Origin of the sequence: Georgenia sp. EYE_87, from assembly GCF_023148685.1 — a bacterium.
Lineage (GTDB): Bacteria > Actinomycetota > Actinomycetes > Actinomycetales > Actinomycetaceae > Georgenia.
In genome coordinates this window covers 1-846 of record NZ_JAHXNL010000038.1, presented here as the reverse complement: position 1 = coordinate 846, position 846 = coordinate 1, and the positions used below count along the sequence as shown (strand labels likewise).

Annotated in this window: 1 protein-coding gene; it reads right to left on the bottom strand. The window is 71.5% G+C overall.

Annotation, left to right across the window (positions count from 1 at the left end; all coding sequences use genetic code 11):
• Window positions 1–224: 224 nt before the first annotated feature.
• The coding region (locus KZX45_RS19775; RefSeq protein WP_248259473.1) for a transposase at window positions 225–846 on the bottom strand (622 nt) is incomplete at its 5' end.

The window sequence follows — 846 nt, the reverse complement described above, 5'->3', positions numbered from 1 at the left end:
ACAACACCCGACGAAGGCACTCCTGGTGCAACTACCAGTCACCGTCCACCTACGAGTCTCACCACGCTGCTACGCTCGCGCCCGCCGCGTAATCCCACCCCGTGTCCACGTACCGGGGTCAAGGCCCGATCGGTCCTGCTGCGGCGGTGGCCCGGCGCGTGGGGTCGGTGGTCCCGGGACCGGGGTGGCCGGTCCGGTCCGGGAAGGAGGGAAGAGCATCGCGATCAGGGCGTGGTGGTCATCTCGGCCCAGACGAACCCGGCGAGCTCGCGGGCGATGGCGGTGACGACGACGTTGCGGCTGGACTTTCGCGCGTCCAGTCGTCGGAACCGCCGGGCCAGGCGTAGCTGGGCCTTCCAGGCGCGTGCGACGACGTCAGGGTCCAGGCCCTGCTGACGGCGGCGGAGCGTGGCGCCGGTGGCGGGGTGGTGCTGGTAGGTCCAGGCGGCCTCGACGAGCTGGGTGCGCAGGTGGATGTTCCCGGCGTGGGTGATGTGCCCGCGGCGGGTGCGCTCCCCGGAGGAGTGCTCCGAGGGCACCAGCCCGCAAAACGCCATGAACGCCCCAGCGGTGGGGAAGCGACGCCAGTCACAGACCTCGGCGGCCAGGGTCAGCGCCCCCATCGAGGTGATGCCCCGGTAGGCGCCCAGTCGGGCGACGGCGTCGGCGAACGGGGCTCGGTCGAACCAGGTGGTCAGGTCCTTCTCGATCGCTGTGACCGCGGCCTCGCGGGCGTCGAGGGTCGCCATGTAGTGGCGCAGGGTCGTCTGGGCGGCGAGGTCGTCGAAGTGCTGGGCCGCGATCCAGTCCCGGTGCTTGTACGTCCAGTTGTCCCCGTCCCGCCAC